17 protein-coding genes and 2 tRNA genes are annotated in these 23,132 nt (G+C 60.4%); 5 read left to right on the top strand and 14 right to left on the bottom strand.

The annotated features are described in order from the left end of the window. Positions 1-68: 68 nt before the first annotated feature. Positions 69-833: a 23S rRNA (guanosine(2251)-2'-O)-methyltransferase RlmB gene (rlmB, locus tag KGA82_RS15875; protein WP_192226930.1), complete on the bottom strand. Its 765-nt coding sequence runs from the start codon at positions 831-833 to the stop codon at positions 69-71. Next, positions 830-3,448 (bottom strand): ribonuclease R, encoded by a 2,619-nt coding sequence (gene rnr / locus KGA82_RS15870; RefSeq protein ID WP_223451150.1) that lies wholly within the window; start codon positions 3,446-3,448, stop codon positions 830-832. The genes rlmB and rnr overlap by 4 nt, the downstream gene beginning before the upstream one ends. A gap of 224 nt (positions 3,449-3,672) precedes the next feature. On the opposite strand from rnr, the gene KGA82_RS15865 reads away from it, so the two are divergent. From KGA82_RS15865 to KGA82_RS15850, 4 genes are all read left to right on the top strand, one after another. Continuing rightward, positions 3,673-3,759 (top strand) — tRNA-Leu (locus tag KGA82_RS15865). Between the two features lie 166 nt (positions 3,760-3,925). Next, positions 3,926-4,012: transfer RNA gene (locus tag KGA82_RS15860), tRNA-Leu, on the top strand. A 284-nt stretch (positions 4,013-4,296) separates the two neighbouring features. Next, positions 4,297-5,307: an extracellular solute-binding protein gene (locus tag KGA82_RS15855; RefSeq protein ID WP_223451149.1), complete on the top strand. Its 1,011-nt coding sequence runs from the start codon at positions 4,297-4,299 to the stop codon at positions 5,305-5,307. Next, positions 5,307-6,872 carry an ABC transporter permease gene (locus KGA82_RS15850; RefSeq protein WP_223451148.1) on the top strand — a complete coding sequence of 522 codons (1,566 nt, stop codon included), beginning with the start codon at positions 5,307-5,309 and terminating at the stop codon, positions 6,870-6,872. Before KGA82_RS15855 ends, KGA82_RS15850 begins: the two co-directional genes overlap by 1 nt. Positions 6,873-6,984: 112 nt before the next feature. Here the strand turns inward: KGA82_RS15850 and KGA82_RS15845 are convergent, their stop codons facing one another. The 12 genes from KGA82_RS15845 to KGA82_RS15790 form a co-directional block, all read right to left on the bottom strand. Beyond that, positions 6,985-8,919 (bottom strand): methyl-accepting chemotaxis protein, encoded by a 1,935-nt coding sequence (locus KGA82_RS15845; RefSeq protein WP_192226926.1) that lies wholly within the window; start codon positions 8,917-8,919, stop codon positions 6,985-6,987. A 150-nt stretch (positions 8,920-9,069) separates the two neighbouring features. After that, positions 9,070-10,359: an adenylosuccinate synthase gene (locus KGA82_RS15840; RefSeq protein WP_008035326.1), complete on the bottom strand. Its 1,290-nt coding sequence runs from the start codon at positions 10,357-10,359 to the stop codon at positions 9,070-9,072. A 55-nt stretch (positions 10,360-10,414) separates the two neighbouring features. Beyond that, positions 10,415-11,602: an ATP phosphoribosyltransferase regulatory subunit gene (locus tag KGA82_RS15835; protein ID WP_008035324.1), complete on the bottom strand. Its 1,188-nt coding sequence runs from the start codon at positions 11,600-11,602 to the stop codon at positions 10,415-10,417. A gap of 316 nt (positions 11,603-11,918) precedes the next feature. Next, positions 11,919-12,788, bottom strand: a complete 870-nt coding sequence (hflC, locus tag KGA82_RS15830; protein WP_008035323.1) for a protease modulator HflC — start codon at positions 12,786-12,788, stop codon at positions 11,919-11,921. Then, on the bottom strand, positions 12,788-13,960 hold the full coding sequence (gene hflK / locus KGA82_RS15825; protein ID WP_008035322.1) for an FtsH protease activity modulator HflK: 1,173 nt from the start codon (positions 13,958-13,960) through the stop codon (positions 12,788-12,790). The genes hflC and hflK overlap by 1 nt, the downstream gene beginning before the upstream one ends. 96 nt (positions 13,961-14,056) lie before the next feature. Continuing rightward, positions 14,057-15,358, bottom strand: coding sequence for a ribosome rescue GTPase HflX (gene hflX / locus KGA82_RS15820; RefSeq protein ID WP_008035321.1), 1,302 nt, complete (start codon positions 15,356-15,358; stop codon positions 14,057-14,059). Positions 15,359-15,370: 12 nt separating this feature from the next. Beyond that, positions 15,371-15,631: an RNA chaperone Hfq gene (gene hfq / locus KGA82_RS15815; RefSeq protein WP_007902656.1), complete on the bottom strand. Its 261-nt coding sequence runs from the start codon at positions 15,629-15,631 to the stop codon at positions 15,371-15,373. Positions 15,632-15,725: 94 nt separating this feature from the next. After that, on the bottom strand, positions 15,726-16,697 hold the full coding sequence (gene miaA, locus KGA82_RS15810; protein WP_223451147.1) for a tRNA (adenosine(37)-N6)-dimethylallyltransferase MiaA: 972 nt from the start codon (positions 16,695-16,697) through the stop codon (positions 15,726-15,728). Beyond that, positions 16,697-18,607 carry a DNA mismatch repair endonuclease MutL gene (mutL, locus tag KGA82_RS15805; protein WP_263290708.1) on the bottom strand — a complete coding sequence of 637 codons (1,911 nt, stop codon included), beginning with the start codon at positions 18,605-18,607 and terminating at the stop codon, positions 16,697-16,699. Before mutL ends, miaA begins: the two co-directional genes overlap by 1 nt. Next, positions 18,604-19,983 carry an N-acetylmuramoyl-L-alanine amidase gene (locus KGA82_RS15800; protein ID WP_404943243.1) on the bottom strand — a complete coding sequence of 460 codons (1,380 nt, stop codon included), beginning with the start codon at positions 19,981-19,983 and terminating at the stop codon, positions 18,604-18,606. The genes mutL and KGA82_RS15800 overlap by 4 nt, the downstream gene beginning before the upstream one ends. 48 nt (positions 19,984-20,031) lie before the next feature. Next, on the bottom strand, positions 20,032-20,502 hold the full coding sequence (gene tsaE / locus KGA82_RS15795; RefSeq protein WP_008035315.1) for a tRNA (adenosine(37)-N6)-threonylcarbamoyltransferase complex ATPase subunit type 1 TsaE: 471 nt from the start codon (positions 20,500-20,502) through the stop codon (positions 20,032-20,034). Beyond that, complete coding sequence (locus KGA82_RS15790; RefSeq protein ID WP_223451145.1) at positions 20,490-21,989, bottom strand: NAD(P)H-hydrate dehydratase; 1,500 nt, start codon at positions 21,987-21,989, stop codon at positions 20,490-20,492. Before KGA82_RS15790 ends, tsaE begins: the two co-directional genes overlap by 13 nt. Positions 21,990-22,052: 63 nt before the next feature. On the opposite strand from KGA82_RS15790, the gene queG reads away from it, so the two are divergent. After that, complete coding sequence (gene queG / locus KGA82_RS15785) at positions 22,053-23,123, top strand: tRNA epoxyqueuosine(34) reductase QueG (protein WP_008043118.1); 1,071 nt, start codon at positions 22,053-22,055, stop codon at positions 23,121-23,123. Positions 23,124-23,132: the final 9 nt, after the last annotated feature.

The raw sequence follows: 23,132 nt of genomic DNA, 5'->3' as shown, positions 1-23,132 counted from the left end.
GGCGACGCGGTCTGTCAGATGGACCGCGTCGCCTGGATCGCCAGCAAGCCGGCTCCTACAAGGGAGTGTCAGGGCTTCTTGCCAGTGGCGGCTTTTACGCTGCGTTGGCGCTGGGCCTCGAACAGGCAGACACCGGTGGCCACGGACACATTGAGACTGCTGACGCTGCCGGCCATCGGCAGGTGCACCAGGTAGTCGCAAAGATCGCGGGTCAGGCGACGCATGCCGCTGCCTTCCGCGCCCATGATCAGGATGGTCGGCCCGGTCATGTCTTGCTGATACAAGCTCTGCTCGGCTTCGCCCGCCGTACCGACAACCCACAAGCCGCGCTGCTTGAGCTTTTCAAGCGTACGCGCCAGGTTGGTCACGGCGACCAACGGAATCACTTCCGCTGCGCCACACGCAACCTTTCGCACCGTTGGAGTCAGCGTGGCCGACTTGTCTTTCGGCACGATCACCGCCAGCGCACCGGCCGCATCGGCCGAACGCAGGCAAGCGCCAAGGTTGTGCGGATCGGTCACGCCGTCGAGCACCAGCAACAGCGGTGCACCATCGGTGCGATCGAGCAGCTCGTCGAGCATTGCCTCGCCCCAGACCTGGCTCGGACTCACGTCCGCCACCACGCCCTGGTGCACGCCTTCAACCCAGGCATCCAGCTCGCGACGTTCGGCATTGCCGACGGCCACGCGGTTTTCGGCCGCGAGCGCGATCAGCGTCTGAACCCGCGGATCACTGCGGCCTTCCGCCAGCCAGATCTGCTTGACGCGTTTCGGGTGGTGACGCAGCAATGCTTCTACCGCATGCACGCCGTAGATTTTTTCCAACTGACTCATGACTTGGCCTTAGGTTTACGCGCCCCGCCGCTTTTGGCTGGGGCCGAGCCCGCTTTTGGCGGGCCTTTACGGTGTTTGCTTGGCTTGCTGCCGGTGGCCTTGTCAGGCGCCGACCGTCCGGTCTTTCCCCCAGACGCCGCTTTACCACCGCTTTTCGCTTCAGACAGCAACGCCTGCTTCAGTTCACGGCTTTTGCGCAGCTCGGCGTTTTTCGCCGCGGCATCGCTCGGGCGATAGGCCTCGACAGCCTTTTCCTTAGCAGGACGACGGCCGGTTTTCGCCGGCGCCGGTTCTGCGGCGGTTTTGGCCGCAGGAGCAGCCGTTTCATGCCCGCGCTTCTTGCGGCCGATCGGCGCGCTGATGGTTTTTTCAGCCATCTCGAAGTCGATCTTGCGCTCGTCGAGGTCGACGCGCATCACGCGCACTTCAACGGTGTCGCCAAGGCGGAAGCTACGACCGGTGCGCTCACCGGCGAGGCGGTGATGCACAGGATCGAAGTGGTAGTAATCGCCCGGCAGCGCGGTGACGTGCACCAGGCCTTCGACGTAGATATCGGTCAGCTCGACGAACAGGCCAAAACCGGTCACGGCGGTGATCACACCCGGGAACGACTCGCCCACGCGGTCTTTCATGAACTCGCACTTGAGCCAGTTCACCACGTCGCGGGTCGCTTCGTCGGCACGGCGCTCGCTCATCGAGCACTGCTCGCCGAGCTGCTCCAGCGCGGCTTCGTCGTACGGATAGATGCGCGCCTTCGGAATGGTCATCGCGCCAGCACGGCGAACGTGCGGGGTGTCCATTTTCGAATGAATGACGCTGCGGATCGCCCGATGCGTGAGCAAGTCCGGGTAGCGGCGGATCGGCGAAGTGAAGTGGGTATAGGCTTCGTAATTCAGGCCGAAGTGGCCCTGGTTATCAGCGCTGTACACCGCCTGACTCAGCGAACGCAGCATGACGGTCTGGATCAGGTGGAAATCCGGACGATCCTTGATGCTTGCCAGCAAGGCCTGGTAATCCTTCGGCGACGGGCCGTCCTTGCCTTTGTGCAGGGACAGGCCGAGTTCACCAAGGAAGGCGCGCAGTTTTTCCAGACGCTCCGGTGGCGGACCATCGTGGACGCGATACAGCGCAGGAATTTCGTGCTTCTTCAGGAATTCGGCAGTGGCCACGTTGGCCGCCAGCATGCATTCCTCGATCAGCTTGTGTGCATCGTTACGCACGGTCGGACGGATTTCGGCAATCTTGCGCTCGGAACCGAAGATGATCCGGGTTTCCTGCGTTTCGAAATCGATCGCGCCACGCACATGACGGGCCGCCAACAGCACCTTGTACAGCGAATACAGCTGCTTGAGGTGTGGCAGAACGTCGGTGTATTCGCCGCGAAGCTGGCGAGCCTCGGTAACTTTCGGCGTTTCCAGCATGGTGCTGACCTTGTTATAGGTCAGACGGGCATGGGAGTGAATCACTGCTTCGTAGAAGCAGTAGTCGGTCATCTCGCCGGATTTGGAGATGGTCATCTCGCAGACCATGGCCAGACGATCGACATGTGGATTCAGCGAGCACAGGCCGTTGGACAGCTGCTCAGGCAGCATCGGCACTACGCGCTCCGGGAAGTAAACGGAGTTGCCGCGAACCTGGGATTCGTTGTCCAGCGCGGAACCGATTTTCACGTAGCTGGAAACGTCGGCAATCGCCACGTACAACTTCCAGCCACCGGAGAACAGGCGCAGCTTGCCCGGTTTGGCTTCGCAGTAGACCGCGTCATCGAAGTCGCGCGCATCTTCACCGTCGATGGTCACGAACGGCAGATGGCGCAGGTCGATGCGCTTCTCTTTGTCTTTTTCTTCAACTTCCGGCTTGAGCTTGGCGGCTTCTTTCAAGACCGCTTCAGGCCAGACGTGCGGAATATCGTAAGTGCGCAGGGCGACATCGATTTCCATGCCCGGCGCCATGTAGTTGCCCACGACTTCGACCACGTCGCCTTGCGGCTGGAAGCGTGGCGTCGGCCAGTGAGTGATCTTCACTTCGACGAACTGACCGACTTTGGCGTTGGCATTGCGGCCCGGCGTAACCAGCACTTCTTGCTGGATCTTCGGATTGTCCGCCACCACGAAGCCGATACCGCCCTCTTCGAAGTAACGACCGACGATGGTTTCGTGAGCGCGGGAGACCACTTCGACGATCATGCCTTCGCGACGACCGCGACGGTCCAGACCGGAAACACGGGCCAGCGCACGGTCGCCATCGAACACCAGACGCATTTGCGCCGGGCTCATGAACAGGTCGTCACTGCCGTCGTCCGGGACCAGGAAGCCGAAGCCGTCACGGTGACCGCTGATGCGGCCCAGGATCAGGTCGAGCTTGTCCACCGGCGCATACGTGCCACGACGGGTATAGATGAGTTGAGCGTCGCGCTCCATGGCGCGCAGGCGGCGGCGCAGGGCTTCGATCTGGTCTTCTGTGATCAGACCAAACTCTTCGACCAGTTGCTCGCGGTTAGCAGGCGAACCCCGATCAGCAAGGTGCTGAAGGATCAGTTCGCGGCTAGGAATAGGGTTTTCATATTTTTCCGCTTCACGAGCGGCCTCGGGATCGAGGGACTGCCAATCGGCCATTAGAGAGTTTTCACCTTGTCTATATGCGGGTTAGTTTGGCATAGGCGTAATGAAACGGGAAATTTCAGGCTACGAGAGCCCATCTAAAGCCCTTTATCGACAGCGCAAAGCTGATTTAAATGCCGCTGGTAAAATTTTCCAGGTTTTTTTGACGCTGGGGGTTTACAGTTAAAAAGACGCTCCGTATAGTGCGCGCCATCGACGACGGAGACGTTGCCGATACTGCCCAGATGGTGAAATTGGTAGACACGCCAGCTTCAGGTGCTGGTGACCGCAAGGTCGTGGAAGTTCGAGTCTTCTTCTGGGCACCAATTCAGAGCTTGAGATTAGATCAATTTCAAGGCTCGCACAAAAACCCGCGAAAGCGGGTTTTTTGCATTCTACGGTTCTGATTTATTAAAACCAAATCAGGGGTTTACAGATCAAACTGCTCTCCGTATAGTGCGCCACATCAACAGCGGCAACGCTGAAGATTATGCCCAGATGGTGAAATTGGTAGACACGCCAGCTTCAGGTGCTGGTGACCTTACGGTCGTGGAAGTTCGAGTCTTCTTCTGGGCACCAATTCAAATTTCAGAGCTTGCTCTGGAATTTCACAAAAACCCGCGAAAGCGGGTTTTTGCGTTTCTGGCATTCGAAAAACCACACAACCCCTGTAGGAGCGAGCCTGCTCGCGATGAACTCACAGGCGCCCCGTTTAGCCAGACAGCACGCGTCATCGTTCACGTCCATCGCGAGCAGGCTCGCTCCTACAGGAGTCAGGCCACACTCCGCAAGGCGCACTTGAGAAACAATATCGTTTATCATTGTTTCAAGTTTTTGCAATGCGACAGTGAGGAACCCTGCGAATGACGTTTCGAAATACCCTGCGCCGCGGCCTGACCATCACCCTGCTCGGCCTGGCACTCGCTACCCCCCTCACCCAGGCTGCTGATCCAGTTTCCCTGACACTCTATAACGGTCAACACAAGGAAGTCGGCGACGCCGTCGCCAAAGCTTTCGAAGCCAAGACCGGCATCCACGTCAACGTGCGCAAAGGCAGCAGCAACCAGCTTGCCAGCCAGGTCGTCGAAGAAGGCGATCGTTCCCCGGCCGACGTGATCTACACCGAAGAATCGCCACCGCTGAACAAACTCGGCGAGCAAGGCTTGCTGGCACAAACCGACGCAGCCACCCTCGCCGTGCTGCCAAAAGACTACGTCGCCGGCAATGGCACCTGGATCGGCATCACCGCACGAGTCCGCGTGGTTGCGTTCAACCCCAAACTGATCGATGAAAAAGACCTGCCCAAATCGGTGATGGAATTCTCCGACCCGAAATGGCAAGGCAAGGTTGGCTTCGTGCCCACCAGCGGCGCGTTCCAGGAACAGGCCGTGGCAATCATCAAAGTGCACGGCATGGATGCAGCTGAAGAATGGCTGACCGGCTTGCGCGCATTCGGCAAGACCTACAGCAACAACATGGTCGCCCTGAAAGCCGTGGAGAACGGCGAAGTCGCGACCGTGCTGGTGAACAACTACTACTGGTTCGCCCTGCAACGCGAAAAAGGCCAGCTCGACTCGAAACTGCATTACTTCACTGGCGGCGACGTCGGCGGGTTGATCACCGTTTCCAGTGCAGCCGTGCTGAAGTCCAGCAAACATCCAAAAGAAGCTCAGCAATTCCTCGCCTACATGGCCAGCGAAGAAGGTCAGCGCGTGATCACCCAGACCACCGCCGAATACCCGCTGCACAAAGGCATGGAATCGGATCGCGGCCTCAAGCCGTTCAGCGAGCTTGAAGCACCGAAAGTCACGCCAGCCGACCTCGGCAACGCCGAAGAAGCCCTGGACCTGGAACGCGACGTTGGCTTGAACTGATGAGCGCACCGCTATCTGCCCCAGCCGTGCGCGGAAGCTACGTGCCACGGCGCAAGCGGCCGTCGATCTGGCTGCTGCTGCCGGTTTTGCTGTTGGTACTGCTCAGCGTATTGCCGCTGGTGTATGTCGGGCTCAAGACCTGGCAGGCCGGTTGGGCCCAGGCACTGCATTTGCTGTGGCGGCCCTACGTGTTTGGCTTGCTGCGCAACACCCTGGAGCTGATGGTCGGCGTAACGGTCGCCTGTGGCGTGATCGGTTTGTCGCTGGCCTGGCTGCTGGAACGCAGCAATCTGCCAGGCCGTCGATTGTGGGGCGTGATCCTGTGCTTGCCGTTTGCGGTGCCGGCGTTTGTCAGCAGCTTTACCTGGGTCTCGCTGAGCGCGCACTTCGAGGGTTTGGGCGGGGCGATTCTGGTGATGACCCTGTCCAAGTACCCACTGATTTTTCTGCCGGTGGCAGCGACCCTGCGCAATCTCGATCCCTCGCTTGAAGAGTCCGCGCGCACGCTCGGGCAGAATCGCTGGGGCGTGTTTTTCAGGATCACCCTGCCTCTGCTGTGGCCGTCGCTGCTCGCCGGTTCGCTGCTGATCGCATTGCACATGCTCGTTGAGTTCGGCGCGCTGTCGATTATTGGCTTGCAGACGTTCACCACGGCGATCTATCAGCAATTCGAACTGGAATTCAGCAATGCCAATGCAGCGATGCTTTCCGCTGTTTTGCTCGCGCTGTGCCTGATGCTGTTGTGGCTTGAGCTGCGAGCCCGCGGCAAGGGGCGGCACGTGCGCACCGGCCAGGGCGCGGCGCGACAGGCGGAACAGGTGCAGCTGGGACCTTGGGCGACCCTTGGGCAGATTTACTGTCTGGCACTGGCGATCATCGGCAGCGGCATTCCACTGGGGATGCTGGTGTACTGGCTGGCGGTAGGTTCGTCGGCAGCGTTTCCGGTGGCGGCGATCAGCGAGGCGCTGCTGTCGTCCCTTGCGCTTTCGCTGGGTGGCGCCGCGCTGTGCCTGGTGCTGGCGGTGCCTGTGGGACTGCTGGTGGTGCGCTACAAAGGCCAACTGGCGATCTGGGCCGAGCGCTTGCCGTACTTGTTGCATGCACTGCCAGGGCTGGTGATTGCGCTGACGCTGGTGTATTTCGCCCTGCACTATGTGCCGGCGCTGTACCAAACGTCGGCGTTGCTGCTGATCGCTTATGCGCTGCTGTTTCTACCGTTGGCGCAGGCACCGATTCGCACGGCACTGAACAAGGCCGCTCCGCAGCTGGAAGAGGCGGCTCGAACGCTGGGCGCCTCGTCGTTCAGCGCGTTTTGCCGGGTGACGCTGCCGATCATCTTCCCGGCGCTGGGCGCGGCGTTTGCGCTGGTGTTTCTGGATGCGATGAAGGAGCTGACGGCGACGCTGCTACTGAGTCCGACCGGGCTCAATACGCTGGCGACAGAGGTTTGGGCGCATACCGCGAATGTGGAGTTTGCGGCGGCGGCGCCTTATGCGGCGTTGTTGATATTGGTGTCGGGGTTGCCCGTGTACCTGTTAACAACCCGGATGTATTTGAGCCGTTGAAAAGCTTCGCGGGCAAGTCGGATCGCCGCACCGCTCGCTCCTACAATGGATCGCGTAATCCAAGTAGGAGCGAGGCTTGCCCGCGAAGGCGTCAGACCCGCCAATACAAATCTTAAGCCCTGAACTGCCCCAGGCTCGCCTTCAACTGCGCCGCCAGGCCATCCAGCACTTTGCCGCTGGCCGTGGTTTCCACCACCGCCTGAGCCGCCTTCTCAGCCTGCGCATGAATGGTTTCAACCCGACCCCGCACCGCTTGCGCACCTTGCGCTTGATGAGCCGCTGCTTGCGTCGCCAGACCTATCGCAGCATGCACCTGCTCGACCGACACCTGCACCGATTGCTGCAACTGCGCACTGTCACGCAACACCAGCAAACCCTCGCTGGCCTGACGCCCGGCCTGGCCGATCACTTCCACCGCCTCACGCGCACCTTGCTGCAACGCCACGATGTGCGCCTGAATGTCGCCCGTGGAACTCTGGGTCTTGCTCGCCAGTGCCCGCACTTCGTCCGCCACTACGGCAAAGCCGCGACCTGTCTCACCGGCACGCGCCGCTTCGATGGCAGCGTTCAGTGCCAGCAGGTTGGTTTGCTCGGCGATCCCGTGAATCACGGTCAGCACCACTTCAATCTGCTCACTTTGCTGCGCCAGTCGCTCGATGACTTTCGCGCCGGTATCGACTTGCCCGGCCAACGCTTCGATCAGGCTGCCGACCTTCGCCGAGGTCCGGGTGTTTTCATCGGTGGCCGAACGGATATCCACCACTTGCTTCAAGGCTGCCTGCATGGCGTGGCTTTCAGATTGGGCCTCATCAGCCATTTGCGACAAGGCGCGCAAACTTTCGGCCACTTCGTCACGCTGCATGCCCGCCGCCGCATCGGCACCGGCGTTACGCAGGGTCATGGCGCCGATTTCCACGCCAGTACGCTGGGCCACATCGCCCGCTTCGCGCACGATCGGCTGCAACTTATCCACAAAGCGATTGACCGCCGAGGCCATGTCGCCGATTTCGTCCTTGCTGTTGATCTGCACGCGCTTGGTCAGGTCGCCCTCGCCCGCCGCCAGGTCGTCCATCGCGGCAATCAGCAGCTTCAAGCGATTGACTACACGCCGACCCAAAACGACCGCCAGCAACAGCAGCACACCGCAACCGACCAGTGCCAGGCCCATACCGATGCGCCAGCGCAAGGTCGCCGCGGCTTCCTGCACGGTGCTGGTGGTGTTGGCTTTCATTTCCGAAGCGGTGGACTGAGCAGACGTCAGACGCGCCCGCATCGCCGTGGCGCTATCAGCCGCCGCGCCCTTGAGACTGTCGCCGACCAGTTGATCACTACTGGAGATCAGTGCCGAGAAACGCTTGTCCAGCGCCACCAGATCGGTTTCAACCGAGGCGGTGGAGACACCCATCAACACTTTGCCGATTTCCACGCCATTAGGGTTGATCGAAGCTTCGACGTAGTAGACCGATGGATCGTTTTTCGCCGCATCCAGCACTTTATCCAGCGCACGCTCGCCCTGACCTTTCTCCAGAAGGGCCTTGTTGATCGGGTTTTCGCGGTTGAGGTAGCGCGTCAGGTGCTGCCCCGTTGCGTCGTCATAGATCACGAACAACACGTTGGGATTGCGCTGGGCCCGGCGGGCGAATTCGGACAGGGTGGGAACGTCACTGTCCCACATGGCGCGGGGCGCGACGGAAGCAAGAAGCTGCGCCATATCATTGGCGGAGTCCTTCAGGTCCTTTTCCAGGGTCGCACGCAGCTGCACCTGCTCGTCCTTCAGCCGCGAGGACAAACCGGCCGTGAGGCGCTGACGCGTGCTGGTGGAGAGGTTGTCGAGGCTCGACGTGACTTCGCGTCCCGCCTGCTCCAGCTCGCCGGAAAGTTTTTGACTGTCGGCACCCAGGCGCACACCTAAATCAGCTTCCAGCGCAGTCACTGTGCTCCGCGTCAGAGCAACAGCCACCAGCACCTGCACCAAAAGGGCGATACCAAGGGTAACGAACACAGGCCGCAATAGACGGCTTTGTAACAATGAGAGAACCGCCGACACTTGATATCCCTCTGCATTGACGCCATTAAATTGATGGCACGCCAGAAGACGCGCTCTTAATGAAGATCACAGCAAAGGTCATGCCGTCCAACAGGCATAAACGACAAAGGGCCCGATTAAGGGCCCTTTGTTTTTTACATCAACGACTTATTAAGCGAACGGGTGACGCAGAACGATGGTTTCGTTGCGGTCCGGGCCCGTCGAAATAATGTCGATCGGCGCACCGATCAGCTCTTCGACGCGTTTGATGTAGGCGCGTGCGTTAGCTGGCAGCTCTTCCAGGGCTTTGGCACCCACGGTCGACTCGGTCCAGCCCGGCACTTCTTCGTACACAGGCTGCAGACCCACGTAGCTATCAGCGTCAGTCGGGGCAACAGCGTTACCTTCGGCATCTTTGTAGCCGACGCAGATGTTGATGGTTTCCAGACCGTCGAGTACGTCCAGCTTGGTCAGGCAGATGCCCGAGATGCTGTTCACATCGATAGCGCGACGCAGGATAACAGCGTCAAACCAGCCACAACGACGGGCACGGCCGGTAGTCGCACCGAACTCGTGACCTTGTTTGGCCAGGTGTGCACCGACTTCGTCGAACAGTTCAGTCGGGAACGGACCCGAACCTACACGCGTGGTGTAAGCCTTGGTGATGCCCAGGATGTAGTCGAGGAACATCGGGCCAACACCCGAACCGGTAGCAACGCCGCCAGCGGTGGTGTTAGAGCTGGTCACGTACGGGTAGGTACCGTGGTCGATGTCCAGCAACGAACCTTGGGCGCCTTCAAACATGATGTCTTTGCCGGCGCGACGCAGGTCGTGCAGCTCGGCCGTCACGTCCAGCATCAGCGGCTTGAGCAGCTCAGCGTATTCTTTGCATTCGGCCAGGGTCTTTTCGAACTCGATGGCCGGCTCTTTGTAGTAACCCACCAGCATGAAGTTGTGGTAATCCACCAGTTCACGCAGCTTGTCTTCAAAGCGCGGCATGTTGAGCAGGTCGCCGACACGCAGGCCACGACGCGCAACCTTGTCTTCGTAGGCTGGGCCGATGCCGCGACCGGTCGTACCGATCTTCAGCTCGCCACGGGCCTTTTCACGGGCCTGGTCCAGCGCAACGTGGAAGGACAGGATCAGCGGGCAGGACGGGCTGATACGCAGACGCTCACGCACCGGTACGCCTTTCTCTTCCAGCTTGATGATTTCCCGCAGCAGAGCGTCAGGTGCAACCACCACGCCGTTACCGATCAGGCACTGCACGCCTTCGCGCAGCACGCCCGACGGGATCAGGTGCAAGACGGTTTTTTCGCCATCGATCACCAGGGTGTGACCAGCGTTGTGGCCACCCTGATAGCGCACTACGGCGGCAGCATGTTCGGTCAGCAGATCAACGATCTTGCCTTTGCCCTCATCACCCCATTGGGTGCCCAGGACTACGACATTCTTACCCATAACACTTGTCCTCATTCGCGCAAACTTGGTGCCGGCCAAGGGCCGGCAGGAAAACTCAAGAAGCCAGTGGCGATACTTGCCAAAGCCCGTTCTGCTGAATCAATTGCCGGTCGCAGTCCGCTTCACGGGCGGCGGCCAAAGGTTGCCCAGGCAATGCCTGAACGACACGCTGACCCTCACTGCGCAACTGGCAAACCTGCTGCCAGAGTGCTGCATCCGTACTGTCAGGCATCCAGATACCGCCAGACGGTAGCTCGATTTCAGCACGCCCCAGGGTCACCAGGGTTTTCAAATCGGTAGAGAAGCCGGTTGCCGGACGAGCGCGACCGAAGTCAGCGCCGATGTCGTCGTAACGACCGCCCTGAGCGATGGACTGACCAACGCCCGGCACGAACACCGCGAACACCACACCGGTGTGGTAGTGGTAGCCGCGCAACTCGCCCAGGTCGAAATACAGCGGCAGTTCCGGGAAACGCACGGACAAACGCTCGGCAATCGCCAGCAAATCGTCCAGTGCCGCCAAAACCGGCGCCGGCGCATTCGCCAGACGCTCGCGAGCAGCGCTCAACACTTCACGGCCGCCACACAAATCGACCAACGCACGCAGCATGCCCGACAGATCGGCAGGCAAACCTTCGGTCAAGGTAATGACCTCGTCGATGGCCTTGCGTTGCAACGCATCGAACAACTGTTGTTCAACTTCACCGGACAAACCGGCCGCGCGGGCCAGGCCACGGTAGATGCCGACATGACCGAGGTCCATGTGCACTTCCGGCACGTCGGCCAGTTGCAGCATGGCCAGCATCAGGCTGATGACTTCCACGTCGCTGCTCGGGCTGGCATCGCCGTACAACTCGGCGCCCAGTTGAATCGGGCTGCGCGAGGACGACAAGGCGCGTGGCTGAGCGTGCAGTACGCTGCCGGCATAGCACAGACGGCTCGGACCTTCGCGACGCAGGGTATGCGCATCGATGCGCGCCACTTGCGGCGTGATGTCGGCACGGAAACCCATCTGCCGGCCCGATTGCGGGTCGATGACCTTGAAGGTACGCAGATCGAGGTCCTGGCCCGCGCCGGTCAGCAAGGATTCCAGGTACTCGATATGGGGAGTCACGACAAACTCGTAACCCCAGCTCTGGAACAGATCCAACACCTGACGACGCGCGACTTCAATGCGCGCCGCTTCCGGTGGCAGTACTTCTTCGATGCCATCTGGCAGCAGCCAGCGGTCTACCGTTGCCATTACGCCATTCCCCTATGGTCCGGGCGGCAAGCCTATGGGCGAGCCTTGAGTGAAGCAGAAAATGATCGGCTTTGTTTACAAGCCACCCATAAACAACGCGGCGAAAAGCCTGAAAATAAGCTTCGCCAATCACTTTCCTCGAAAAACCTGTCGAGTCATTCAACTCGGGCGCCTGCATAAACAACAGCAATCAAACGTGCAGACGCAAAAAAGCCGGGAATTTCCCGGCTGCCGCATCATACACACGTTTTCCCAAAGGATCACCCCGCCCGAGGCTTTAGCCGCCAGGCGGGGGATGATTCAGGTCAACGTCGTATCAAGGCTTGGCTTTTTCCAGGTAACGGAAGAAGTCGCTGCTTGGGTCCAGGACCATGACGTCGGATTTGTTCGCGAAGCTTTCACGGTAGGCACGCAGGCTACGGTAGAAACCGTAGAACTCCTGATCCTGGCCGTAGGCCTTGGAGTAGATCGCAGCGGCCTGGGCATCACCATCACCGCGAACCTCTTCGGATTCACGATAGGCTTCAGCCAGCAGCACGCGGCGTTGACGATCGGCGTCGGCACGAATGCCTTCTGCCAGCTCGTTACCCTTGGCGCGGTGCTCGCGAGCTTCACGTTCACGCTCGGAGCTCATACGCTCGAACACACTGCGGTTTACTTCTTTCGGCAGATCGATGGCCTTGACGCGAACATCGACCACTTCGATGCCCAGCTCTTTTTCCGCCATCTTGTTCAGCGAAGCGGTGATATCGGTCATCAGCGCATCGCGCTCACCAGACACCACTTCGTGCAGCGTGCGCTTACCAAACTGGTCACGCAGGCCCGATTCCAGACGACGGGAAAGACGCTCGTCAGCAATCTGCTTGAGGCCGGAAGTCGCGGTGTAGTAACGCTCAGCGTCCTTCACGCGCCACTTGGCGTAGGCATCGACCATGACTGCTTTCTTTTCCAGCGTCAGGAAGCGTTGTGTCGGCGCATCCAGCGTCATCAGGCGCGAGTCGAACTTGCGCACCTGGTTAACGTAAGGCACTTTCACATGCAGGCCCGGCTGAACATCGGTCTGAACCACGCGACCGAACTGCAGCAACACCGCACGCTCGGTCTGAGCCACGATGTAGAAGCAGTTCCAGGCTGCGATCGCCACGACGACGCCGACAATAAGGGCGATCAGCGATTTATTGCTCATCAGCGACTCTCCCTGGTACGTGCAGGCTGTTGCTGCAGATCAGCTGCCGCACGTGCATTCGCTTCATTGCTGGTGGCTGCCGCACCGGTCACCGAAGTGCTGGTGTTGCGACCACTTTCGACCATCTTGTCCAGCGGCAAGTACAGCAGATTGCTCTGGCCATTCTTGTTGCCGGTCACGAGAACCTTGCTGGTGCTGCTGAAGACTTCCTGCATGGTGTCCAGGTACAGACGCTGGCGGGTGACTTCAGGTGCCTTGCGGTACTCGGCGACCAGTTTGGTGAAGCGATCGGCCTCACCCTTGGCGCGCGAGACAGTTTCGTCACGGTAGCCGTTGGCATCTTCGATGATGCGCTGGGCCTGACCACGGGCTTCCGGCACGACGCCGTTGGCATAGGTTTCAGCCTGGTTGCGCGAACGCTGCTCGTCTTCACGGGCGCGGATCACGTCATCGAAGGCTTCCTGTACTTCACGCGGTGCCGCTGCGCTCTGTACGTTGACCTGGGTGACGGTGATGCCGGTGCGATAGGTGTCCATGAAGCGTTGCAGACGCTCCTTGATCTCGCTGGCCATCAATTCACGACCTTCGGTCAGCACCTGGTCCATCGCGGTGGAACCCACCACATGGCGCAAGGCACTTTCGGTCGCGTGCTGCAGGCTGATTTCCGGCTGATCGACGCTCAGCACGAAGTCCTGCAGGTTGCTGATCTTGTACTGCACGGTCAGCGGTACTTCGACGATGTTTTCGTCTTCAGTCAGCATTTGACCCTGCTTGGTGTACGCACGCTCACGCGTGACGTTTTCCAGGTACTTGCGATCGATCGGCGGGAAATAGATGTTCAGACCCGGGCCGACGGTTTCGTAGTACTTGCCGAAGCGCAGCACCACGGCTTGCTCCTGCTCGTCGACTACATAGACCGCGCTGTACAGCCACACTGCCGCCAACACGACCAGGCCGATGCCGAGCAGGCCGCCAAAGCCGCCACTCTTGCCCGGACCACCGCCGTCATCACCGCGTTTCTTACCACCACCGAACAACCCATTCAGGCTTTCCTGCAGCTTTCGGAAGGCCTCGTCGAGATCCGGTGGTCCCTTGCGGTCGCCGTTATTGCGACGCTTGCCACCCCAAGGATCCTGATTATTCGAGTTGCCACCCGGCTCATTCCAAGCCATAGCGCTCTCCATCTGATAAAGCAAAGACGCACCCACGGCGCGCCGACCAATGCTACAGAATGCCTGTCACCGCGGCACAACCGCTTTCTCAGGCTTTTATTGCAAAGTGTGTTGTTCGATGAACTCTGTCGGCACAACGCCTTCACGGCTGACCAGCCGATTGAGCTCCGAGCGCGGCAATCGAACGGCCAGCAAGCTGACACCTTCTTCGTCGTGTTCTTCTTTCTGTACCGCCCCGAGTTCGAAGAACTGCGCACGCAGTCGAGCGAATCGTTGCGGCAAGCGCAAGGTACCGATAAACATCTCACTGCCCAGCAACTCGGCAATGGCTTGTTCGAGCAATTCCAGACCACTGCCATCACGCGCCGACAACCAGACCCGTTGAGGCTTGCCGCTTTCGTCGCGCTGGATCTGTGGCTCAACGCCTTCAAGCAAATCGAGTTTGTTATAGACCTCGAGGATCGGCAAGTCCTGGGCACCAATCTCGCCCAGCACCACCATCACCTGCTCGATCTGCAACATGCGATCCGGTTCGGCCGCATCGATCACGTGCAACAGCAGGTCGGAGTTGCTCGACTCTTCGAGCGTAGACCGAAATGCCTCGACCAGCTTGTGGGGCAAGTGACGAATGAAACCCACGGTGTCGGCCAGGACAATCGGCCCCAGGTCGGCCAGCTCCAGACGGCGCAAGGTCGGGTCCAGCGTGGCAAACAACTGGTCAGCCGCGTACACGTCGGATTTCGTCACGTTATTGAAGAGCGTGGATTTGCCGGCGTTGGTATACCCCACCAAAGACACGGTAGGGATATCCGCACGCGTACGGCCACGTCGCGACTGTTCGCGCTGGCTGCGCACTTTTTCCAGTCGGCCCTTGATCTGTCGCAGGCGAACCCGCAGCAAGCGACGGTCGGTCTCCAGCTGGGTTTCACCCGGGCCACGCATGCCGATACCGCCACCTTGACGCTCAAGGTGAGTCCAGCCACGAACCAGCCGGGTGCTCATGTGGTCAAGCTGGGCCAGTTCTACCTGGAGCTTGCCTTCATGGGTACGGGCGCGCTGGGCGAAAATATCGAGAATCAGACCGGTACGGTCGATCACGCGACACTCGAAAACACGTTCGAGGTTACGTTCCTGACTGGGCGTAAGCGTGTGATTGAAGATCACCAGATCGGCTTCTTCGGCATGGACCAGGTCGCGCAGTTCCTCGACCTTGCCGCTACCGATCAGGAATTTGGCGGTTGGCCGATGACGCGGCACGTTAAAAAACGCAACGGTCTCGGCGCCGGCCGAATTAGCCAATTCCTGAAACTCCTGCGGATCTTCGCGCGCCTCAGGGTCCTGTCCATCCAAGTGAACGAGGATCACTCGCTCACCACCACCGTGGCGCTCAAAGAACAAAGGAGACTCCTATCAGGCGTTACCTGGCTCAGCGTCGCCTGCTTCGGATTCGGTTGCGCTAGGCAGACGAATTGGACGAACCGGCACCACTGTAGAGATAGCGTGTTTGTAAACCATCTGGCTGACGGTGTTCTTCAGCAGGATAACGAACTGGTCGAAAGACTCGATCGTGCCTTGCAGTTTGATCCCGTTGACCAGGTAGATGGACACCCCAACTTTCTCTTTACGTAAAGTATTCAAGTAAGGGTCTTGTAGCGAATGCCCTTTTGACATGTGCCGCACTCCTTTAAGGATTCAATATAAAAAATAGGTAAACAGATGGCTTGTGGCCGTCACACCCCCAAGGATAGACGGCAATTGCAAGGACTCAGCTCAATATGGAGATGGTCCCCAGGTATTTCAAGGCGCGCGGCAGATTGTCGCAATTCAGGCTGTCCAACCAGTGTAAATCAGCCCAACTGCGCAGCCAGGTGAACTGACGTTTTGCCAATTGGCGCGTGGCAATGATTCCACGCTCCTGCATCTCGGCTTGCGTCAGCTTGCCATCCAGGTAGTCCCAGACTTGTCGGTAGCCTACTGCACGTATAGACGGCAACCCGGAATGCAGGTCACTTCGCTTACGCAGGGCTACGACCTCGTCGATGAATCCCTGTTCCAACATTAAAGTGAATCTTTGTTTAATTCGCTCGTGCAGTACCTGACGATTTGCCGGAGCAATGGCCAAGTTCGCGACAGTATAGGGCAATTGTTGCAGTCCCGAAGCGGCTGCTTCAGTACTTTGCGCAGATTGTCTCAGTCTAAGCTCGGTCATGCTCTGACCGCTGACACGATAAACTTCCAGCGCTCGACTGAGTCGCTGCGGATCGTTCGGGTGAATACGCGCTGCCGATTCCGGGTCGATGATCGCCAATTGGTCGTGCAGGGCTTGCCAGCCAAGGCGTGCAGCTTCTTCTTCGATCTGCGCGCGCACTTCAGGATCGGCCGCTGGCATGTCCGCCAGGCCTTCGACCAAAGCCTTGTAATAGAGCATTGTGCCGCCCACCAGCAGCGGAATTTTGCCCCGCGCGGTGATGTCGGCCATCGCTTCGAGGGCGTCACGGCGGAAATCTGCGGCGGAATAGCTCTCTGCCGGGTCAAGAATATCGATCAGACGATGGGGAAATTCGGCCAGAATCTCTTTCGAGGGCTTGGCGGTGCCGATGTCCATGCCGCGATAGACCAGCGCCGAATCAACACTGATCAGCTCGCAAGGCAGGACTTTGGTCAGCTCGATGGCCAGGTCGGTCTTGCCCGCTGCGGTCGGGCCCATCAGGAAAATCGCAGGAGGGAGCTGGCTCATCAACGACCGCGCAGGAACAGTTTGTCCAGATCGTCCAGGCCCAATTGGGTCCAGGTCGGTCGGCCATGGTTGCATTGACCGCTGCGCTCGGTGTTTTCCATGTCACGCAGCAGACCGTTCATTTCCGGCAGGGCCAGACGCCGATTCGCCCGAATCGCGCCGTGGCAGGCCATGGTGCCAAGCAATTCGTTCAGGTGCGCCTGAATCCGGTCACTGGTGCCATATTCCATCAGATCCGCCAGCACGTCGCTAACCAATCGATTGGCTTCCGCCTGCTTGAGCAAAGCCGGAATCTGTCGAATGGCCAGTGTTTCCGGGCCGAGACGCTGCAACTCAAAGCCCAGACGCTGGAACCACGCGACGTTTTCTTCGGCGCAATCGCCTTCGCGCTCGCTCACCGCCAACGATTCCGGAACCAACAGCGGTTGACCGCTCAGGCCTTCGCTGGCCATGGCGACTTTCAGGCGTTCGTACATGATCCGCTCATGAGCGGCGTGCATGTCCACCAATACCAGGCCTTGGGCGTTTTCCGAAAGGATGTAGATGCCCTTGAGTTGCGCCAATGCGTAACCCAACGGTGGAATATCGTCCTGACCGGCCGGCAGCGCGACAGCATTGGCTTCCGGCAGCGGCGCAAAAAACTCACGGTAAGCCGCCTGGGCTTCAGCCACAGGCACGCCGGACTGAGGACGCGGCGTGTATTGATACTGATAACCGGCACCAGCGCCCGAGCCCGCCGGCGTGTTGAACGACGGTTGCGCTTGAGGCTGCTCCAGCAGCGCATTGGCCGCCAGGCGCATTTCGCCTTGCGGACCGAATTCACCGGCCTCGAGGCCGCTCGGACGAACGATGGCGGTCGCCACCGGTGCCGCCAGATGATCATCCGGTCGCACATCGCCCAAGGCACGGTGCAAGGTGCCGTAGAGGAAATCGTGGACCATGCGCCCGTCACGGAAGCGCACTTCGTGTTTGGTCGGGTGCACGTTGACGTCGACACCGGCCGGATCGACTTCGAAAAACAGCACGAAAGTCGGGTGCCGACCATTGAACAGCACGTCGCGATAGGCCTGGCGCACCGCGTGGGCCACCAGTTTGTCGCGAACGGCGCGGCCGTTGACGAAGAAATACTGCAAGTCCGCCTGGCTGCGGTTGAAGGTCGGCAAGCCCACCCAGCCCCACAAATGCAGGCCGTTGCGCTCGATTTCGATCGGCAGCGCCTGCTCCAGGAACCCCGAACCGCAGATCGCCGCCACACGCCGGGCGCGGGCCGCGTCGTCATGGGCTTCATGCAGGCTGAGGATGGTTTTGCCGTTGTGGCGCAAATGGAACGCCACGTCGAAGCGCGCCAGGGCCAGACGCTTGATCACTTCTTGCAGGTGATCGAATTCGGTTTTTTCGGTTTTGAGAAACTTGCGCCGCGCCGGGGTGTTGAAGAACAGATCCCGCACTTCTACGGAGGTGCCCACCGGATGAGCGGCTGGCTGCACGCGGGGCGCCATGTCCCGGCCTTCGGTTTCGACCTGCCAGGCCTGATCGGCATCACGGGTGCGGGACGTCAGGGTCAAGCGTGCCACGGAGCTGATCGAGGCGAGTGCCTCACCACGGAACCCGAGGCTCATCACCCGCTCAAGGTCTTCCAGGTTGCGGATCTTGCTGGTGGCGTGACGGGCCAGGGCCAGCGGCAGGTCATCGGCAGAAATGCCGCTGCCATCGTCGCGCACCCGCAGCAGCTTGACGCCGCCCTGCTCGACATCGACATCAATGCGTTTGGCGCCGGAATCGAGGCTGTTTTCCAGCAACTCCTTGATCACCGAAGCCGGGCGCTCGACCACCTCGCCGGCGGCAATCTGGTTCGCCAGTCGCGGGCTGAGCAGCTCGATGCGAGCGCTGTTGATCACGGCCTGATTCATTCTTTGGATGCCAGTTCGGTGCCGGGAATGGTCAGGGTCTGACCGATTTTCAGCTCGTCGGTTTTCAGGTTGTTGGCGCTGCGCAAGGTGGCCGGGGACACCTGATAACGCACGGCGATCATCGCCAGGGTTTCACCCGGGTTCACCCGGTGATCACGCGGCCCCTGGGCGATTTTCCCGGAATCGCGCAGCCAGGCGATGTACGTGCCCGGTGGCGGATTCTGCTGGAAGAACTGACGCACGCCGCTGCTGATCGAGCGAGCCAGCGCTTGCTGGTGGCTGGACGCCGCGAGTTTCGAGGCTTCGTTGGCGTTGGAGATGAACCCGGTTTCCACCAGGATCGACGGGATGTCCGGCGACTTCAACACCATGAACCCGGCTTGTTCCACGCGCTGTTTGTGCAGCGGCGTGACGCGGCCGATGTTGCTCAGAACCTTCTGGCCGACGTTCAGGCTGGACGTCAGCGAGGCGGTCATCGACAAGTCGAGCAGCACGCCTGCGAGCATGCGGTCCTTGTCGTCGAGGCTGACGTTGCCGGCACCACCGATCAAGTCGGAGCGGTTTTCACTGTCGGCCAGCCAACGGGCAGTTTCCGACGTGGCGCCGCGATCAGACAGGGCGAACACCGAGGCACCGAACGCGGCGGCCGAAGGCGCGGCATCGGCGTGGATCGAAACGAACAGGTCAGCGCCTTTCTTGCGGGCGATTTCGGTACGGCCACGCAACGGAATGAAGTAGTCGCCGGTACGGGTCAGTTCGGCGCGGAAGCCTTTCATGCCATTGACCTGGCGCTGCAATTCGCGAGCGATGGCCAGCACCACGTCTTTTTCACGCTGGCCGCGAGAGCCAGAGGCGCCCGGGTCTTCGCCGCCGTGACCTGCGTCGATCACGACAATGATGTCGCGCTTGCCGGCCGGCGCGGGCGGCAGCTTGACCGGGGGATCGACCGGAGTGACCGGTACCGGCGCGACGGTCGCGACGTTGGTCGGCGCAGGAATCGGCGCGGCGTCGGCGGCGTTATCGAACAGATCGACCACCAGGCGGTTGCCGTACTGGGCGTTCGGCGCCAGGGTGAAGCTCTTCGGCGTGACGGCTTTTTTCAGGTCGATGACCACCCGCAGGTCGGTCGGCGTGCGTTGGGCCGAGCGCATGGCGGTGATCGGGGTGTTGGCGGTGGAGACGTTCAACGGCGCACCGAGGGTCGCGCCATTGATGTCGATCACCAGTCGGTCCGGAGCTGTCAGGGTAAAAACGCTGTGTTGCACCGGCCCGGTCAGGTCGAACACCAACCGTGTGTTGTCCGGCGCCCGCCACAGACGGACGCTGTTGACCTTCGTTTCGGCCACAGCGTCGACGGTCACCGCCAAAAACAACATCCCTACGGCAGCTACCATCGCGCGAAAGCGCATACCTGACCCCATCATTTAATTGATTTCCAATGCCAAAGCGGCACACCACGACTCGCCACGCGAGCCCTGGGACAAAATTTTCAGCGAACGCCCGCTGTCTTGCGGGCTAATGGTAATGGTCAGGTCGGGCTTTGGCAAAAAGCCTGCACCTTTATCGGGCCACTCGATCAGGCACAAGGCATCGTCTTCGAAATAGTCGCGGATGCCGAGGTACTCCAGTTCTTCAGGGTCGACCAAACGATAGAGATCGAAATGGAAGGCGCGGATGTCGCCAATCTCGTAGGGCTCGACCAGGGTGAACGTCGGACTTTTTACCGCGCCCTCATGCCCCAACCCCCGGATGATGCCGCGGGACAACGTGGTTTTCCCCGCCCCCAGATCCCCTTCCAGAAAAATCAGACCGTGCCCTTCGGTGGTTTTCGCGATGCGGGCGCCAAACGCGGTCATCGCTTCTTCATCAGCCAGGTACAGGGTTACTTCAGACACGGTGCTTGCTCCTCCAACAACTGACGAATGGCTGGAATCAGATCACTGGCCGCCAGCCCACGGCCCGATTTACCTTGTTGCGCACCGGCATTGGCGTGCAGCCAGACTCCGAGGCAGGCCGCATCGAACGCGTCCATGCCCTGGGCCAGCAACGCGCCGACCAGACCGGCCAGCACATCGCCCAGACCGGCAGCGGCCATGGCCGGATGGCCTTGATGACACACCGCCAAGCGACCGTCGGGACTGGCGATAAGACTGCCGGCGCCTTTCAGAATCACTACAGCTGTATATTTTTTGCTCAATGCGTGAGCAGCGGACGGACGGTCGGCCTGAACCTCAGCGGTACTGATCCCGAGCAACCGTGCCGCTTCCCCCGGATGCGGCGTGATCACGCAGTCCTTGGGCAGGTTCACCAGTTCGTCAGCCAGCATATTCAACGCATCGGCGTCCCAGACTTGTGGAAGCGGCGCATTGGCCGCCGCCGACAGCAGACTGCGTCCCCACGAAGCCTGCCCCAAGCCCGGACCGACCACCAGCACGGAAACCTTTTGCAGCAAACCCATCAGCTGATTCGCCGAGGAAGTGCCCAGCACCATCGCCTCGGGAATTCTGGCCAGTGCGGCCGGCACGTGCTCGCTGCGAGTGGCCACCGACACCATGCCGGCGCCACTGCGCAGCGCACTTTGTGCACTCAGCAAAATGGCACCGCCGAAACCGCGATCACCGCCGATCAGCAAGACATGGCCGAATTTGCCTTTATGGGCGGTCGGCGCACGCCCCGCCAGACGCGGCAAGTTACCGGCCGTCAGACGATGAGCACTGATGGCGATCCCGCTCAAAGACTCAGGCGAAGCTTGCAGATCATTAAAGACCCACTCGCCCACCACGTCCGCCGCCTCGCCCGTGAACAGGCCCAGTTTCAAACCAATGAAGGTCACGGTCAGGTCCGCCCGGACAGCCGCACCGAGCACGCTTCCCGTATCCGCACAAAGGCCCGACGGAATATCCACCGCCGCAACCGCCAGGCCGCTGGCATTGATCACCGCGATGACACTGGCGTAAGGCTCGCGCACCTTGCCTGTCAGGCCGGTGCCGAGCAAGGCGTCCAATACAACGCCACGCAACTCCGACTGTGCACTCCAGGCTTGAACGGCGACGCCTTCGGACAGGGCCTCGGCGTGGGCCAAGGCAGCATCGCCTTGCAAACGCTGGGGATCACCGACCGCCAGCACGCGCACATGCCAGCCGGCACGCTTGGCCAACACCGCGACCAGATAACCGTCACCGGCGTTGTTGCCGTGGCCGGCGGCCACCGTCAGTTCGTTGGCCGTCGGCCAGTGCCGGACCAACGCACGCCAGGTTGCCCGCGCCGCCCGCTGCATCAATTCGAAGCCCGGCGTACCGGCCGCAATCAGGCTCGCATCGAGCGCTCGCACTTGCGCGGCGCTGTACAGCACGTCGGGTAAATCATCTTTAGTGTGCGGCATGCGTCTTCGGGCTCCGATGTCTGGCAGAATTATACGCACCTCAGCTCCGGTTTCTCTCGCCTCATGCCCGCTATTACCACAGACCTGCCCGCCCTCGCCCAATCCATCAAGGACTGGGGCCGCGAGCTGGGCTTTCAGCAAGTCGGCATCAGCGGCCTGGATCTGGCCGAGCATGAGCAGCACCTGGCGCGCTGGCTCGAAGCCGGCTACCACGGCGAAATGGACTACATGGGCGCCCATGGCAGCAAACGCTCACACCCGGAAGAGCTGGTGCCCGGCACGCTTCGGGTGGTGTCCCTGCGCATGGATTACCTGCCGGGCGACACCCAAATGGCGCAATTGCTGGCTCAACCGGAAAAAGCCTACGTGTCGCGTTATGCCTTGGGCCGCGATTACCACAAGTTGATCCGTAAACGCGTGCAACAACTGGCAGAAAAGATTCAGGCGGTCATCGGCCCGTTCGGCTACCGCGCATTTGTCGACAGCGCACCGGTGCTGGAAAAAGCCATCGCCGAAAAGGCCGGCCTTGGATGGATCGGCAAAAACACGCTGGTCTTGAATCGCAAGGCCGGCAGTTACTTCTTTCTCAGTGAGCTCTTTGTCGATCTGCCGCTGCCGGAAGACCCTCCGCACGCCACCGAACATTGCGGCCGCTGCACCGCGTGCCTCGACATCTGCCCGACCAACGCTTTCGTCGGTCCTTATGTTCTGGACGCCCGACGCTGCATTTCCTACCTGACCATCGAACTGAAAAGCGCGATCCCGGAGGATTTGCGGCCATTGATCGGCAATCGGGTGTTCGGCTGCGATGACTGCCAGATCGTCTGCCCGTGGAACCGTTTTGCCCGTCCGTCCGGCGAAAGCGACTTCAAGCCACGGCACAACCTGGACAACGCTGAACTGGCTGAGCTGTTCATGTGGGATGAAGACCGGTTTCTGAGCAGCACCGAAGGCTCGCCGCTGCGTCGGGCGGGTTATGAGCGCTGGTTGCGGAATCTGGCGGTGGGTTTGGGGAATGCGCCTTCAACGATTCCGGTGCTGGAAGCATTGAAGGCGCGAAGGGAATACCCCTCGGAGTTGGTGAGAGAGCATGTGGAGTGGGCATTGCGTCAGCATGAACTGCGCAACGCCTGATTTTGCACC

Origin of the sequence: Pseudomonas sp. BF-RE-22, from assembly GCF_019956155.1 — a bacterium.
GTDB classification, from domain to species: Bacteria; Pseudomonadota; Gammaproteobacteria; order Pseudomonadales; family Pseudomonadaceae; genus Aquipseudomonas; species Aquipseudomonas migulae.
The sequence above is the reverse complement of the archived record's forward strand: the minus strand, read 5'-3'. Positions and strand labels throughout refer to the sequence as shown.

Bases quoted from the DNA above. Each gene is read 5' to 3' on its own strand.
- queG (WP_008043118.1), top strand. From the start codon at position 22,053: ATGCCCGCTATTACCACAGACCTGCCCGCCCTCGCCCAATCCATCAAG.
- hfq (WP_007902656.1), bottom strand. From the start codon at position 15,631: ATGTCAAAAGGGCATTCGCTACAAGACCCTTACTTGAATACTTTACGT.
- miaA (WP_223451147.1), bottom strand. From the start codon at position 16,697: ATGAGCCAGCTCCCTCCTGCGATTTTCCTGATGGGCCCGACCGCAGCG.
- KGA82_RS15840 (WP_008035326.1), bottom strand. From the start codon at position 10,359: ATGGGTAAGAATGTCGTAGTCCTGGGCACCCAATGGGGTGATGAGGGC.
- KGA82_RS15835 (WP_008035324.1), bottom strand. From the start codon at position 11,602: ATGGCAACGGTAGACCGCTGGCTGCTGCCAGATGGCATCGAAGAAGTA.
- rlmB (WP_192226930.1), bottom strand. From the start codon at position 833: ATGAGTCAGTTGGAAAAAATCTACGGCGTGCATGCGGTAGAAGCATTG.
- rnr (WP_223451150.1), bottom strand. From the start codon at position 3,448: ATGGCCGATTGGCAGTCCCTCGATCCCGAGGCCGCTCGTGAAGCGGAA.
- hflK (WP_008035322.1), bottom strand. From the start codon at position 13,960: ATGGCTTGGAATGAGCCGGGTGGCAACTCGAATAATCAGGATCCTTGG.
- KGA82_RS15790 (WP_223451145.1), bottom strand. From the start codon at position 21,989: ATGCCGCACACTAAAGATGATTTACCCGACGTGCTGTACAGCGCCGCG.
- mutL (WP_263290708.1), bottom strand. From the start codon at position 18,607: ATGAATCAGGCCGTGATCAACAGCGCTCGCATCGAGCTGCTCAGCCCG.
- KGA82_RS15850 (WP_223451148.1), top strand. From the start codon at position 5,307: ATGAGCGCACCGCTATCTGCCCCAGCCGTGCGCGGAAGCTACGTGCCA.
- KGA82_RS15855 (WP_223451149.1), top strand. From the start codon at position 4,297: ATGACGTTTCGAAATACCCTGCGCCGCGGCCTGACCATCACCCTGCTC.
- KGA82_RS15800 (WP_404943243.1), bottom strand. From the start codon at position 19,983: ATGTTGTTTTTGGCGGTGACCGTCGACGCTGTGGCCGAAACGAAGGTC.
- hflC (WP_008035323.1), bottom strand. From the start codon at position 12,788: ATGAGCAATAAATCGCTGATCGCCCTTATTGTCGGCGTCGTCGTGGCG.